3 protein-coding genes are annotated in these 2,002 nt (G+C 35.6%); all 3 read right to left on the reverse strand.

The genetic code is table 11. The annotated features are described in order from the left end of the window. A partial coding sequence (locus AC06OU_RS11775) for a TRAP transporter permease (RefSeq protein ID WP_475855984.1) occupies positions 1-870 on the reverse strand: 870 nt, incomplete at its 3' end. Continuing rightward, positions 860-1,369 carry a DUF1850 domain-containing protein gene (locus AC06OU_RS11780; RefSeq protein ID WP_475855985.1) on the reverse strand — a complete coding sequence of 170 codons (510 nt, stop codon included), beginning with the start codon at positions 1,367-1,369 and terminating at the stop codon, positions 860-862. The genes AC06OU_RS11775 and AC06OU_RS11780, both read right to left, overlap by 11 nt. A 72-nt stretch (positions 1,370-1,441) precedes the next feature. Then, the coding region (locus AC06OU_RS11785) for a TAXI family TRAP transporter solute-binding subunit (protein WP_475855986.1) at positions 1,442-2,002 on the reverse strand (561 nt) is incomplete at its 5' end.

Below are 2,002 nucleotides of genomic sequence, written 5' to 3' on the forward strand. Positions count from 1 at the left end.
CTCCTTTTTATAGCCTAATGATTTCATCATTGGAATGGTGTAAGATCCTGAAGTAACAACGTTTGCTACCGAACTCCCGGAAATAGTTCCTTGTAAAGCTGATGAGAAGATCGCAACCTTTGCAGGTCCTCCAACCATTTTGCCAGCAATAGCTACTGCGAGGTCATTAAAATACTGTCCAACCCCGGTTTTAACTAGAAATGCTCCAAACAATAGGAATGCAAAAATATACGTAGAGGAAACTGCTAACGGTGTTCCTAGAATTCCATCCGTTGAAAAGAACATCAGCTTAACGATATTATCTAAGCTTTGTCCTCGGTGGGCCATAAACGCAGGGAAGTATTCTCCAAAATAGGCATATACTAAAAATAACCCTGCTATAATAGTGATCGGCAAGCCTACAGCTCGGCGTGCAGCCTCTAAAACTAATCCAATAGCAACTAAACCGACTATAAAGTCTAAGGTTTCTAGACCACCTAAACTTTTAACAAGTCGTTCGTAATTAATTACCCAATGGCTTCCTACAAAAATTGCCGCTGCTCCTAGTATATAATCATAAAACGGTATTTTTGTTTTAGAAAGTTTCTTACGAGCTGGGAATAATAAAAACACAAATAATAAACCGAAGCCCAAATGAACAGTACGCTGTATTTGCGCTGGATACTGTCCAAAAATTGCCGTATATAACTGAAATAAAGAGAATGCTAGCAAGCCAAAATAAATAACATATTTAAAATTACTACCTACACTACGTGTATTAGATTCTGGATCGTATTTCTCTAGCAGCGCCTGCTGTTCCTCAGCTGACAACTCTTTAAAATTACTTTCTTCTGCATTCCGCTCTTTTTTATTGCCTTTATTATTGCTCATTCAGGTTAACTCCTCTCGCTATGTCAAATAATGATAGCTTTTTCACTTCGAATAAATAAGATTTCCCTTTTTCTAGTTTTACTTTTAAATTGTATTTCTTCTTTTGGTATTGTAAAAAAAGCTGATCTTCAACATCTCCTACAAACATAGTAAAAGAAGGCAACGCTTCATGAGCATACGATAGAGTGTATAAACCATCTTTATATACAAGTGTTTGCCCCTCTTCTGCGTAGCTCGGCATTCCAATCGCAACGTCACTATATTCCATTGATAGTAAGAGAATTTCCTTGTTATTTAGTACCCGGTAATTTTCAATAACATCTGTTTTATGTATAGTATGAGTAAAAATAATTTGGAATTCTTTTTCCTTTTTTAAAGGAAGATAATGAGTAATTGGTAAATCCGTACGTGTTTCGGTAAAGGAGAGGGCAGGTACAAAAGGTATAAAGATAAAAGAGAAAGTTATCATTATAAGAACAATAATTATTTTATTTTTCATGAAGTGGAAAGCCTCTCTTAATTAGAAAAGAGACTCGAAGCTATACGCATCAAAGCCTCTTTTCACTAATGATTACTTGTTTACTTCATCAAAATATTTTTGAGCACCTGGATGAACTTCTATTCCAATACCATCTAGAGCTGTTTCTGCTTTAATAAATTCACCTTTAGCATGGCTAATTTTATCTGTATTGCCATAAATCGCTTTTGTGATTTCATAAACTAAATCCTTTGGAAGGTCTTTCTTAACTGCTAGCATTGCTAATACAGAAACTACTGGAACTTCTTCAGAAAGACCGTAAGTACCTTTAGGCACAGCATCTACAGCATAATAAGGATATTTTTCAATAAGTTCTTTTGCTTTATCTTCAGTAACCGGAATAATGTTTACTTTGTTTGTGGCATTTAAGCTCTCAACAGCTGACGTAGGATAACCAGCTGTAATGAAAGCAGCTTCAATTTGACCTGTCGATAATCCATCTGTAGACTCCCCAAAATCTAAGTTTTGAGCTTCGATGTCATCTTCGATTGATAATCCATGAATTTCTAAAAGCTGTTCAGCGTTTGCATACGTTCCTGAACCAGGAGCACCAACCGAAACTTTTTTACCTTTTAAATCTTCAAAGGAATTAAT

The organism is Psychrobacillus sp., from assembly GCF_056205495.1.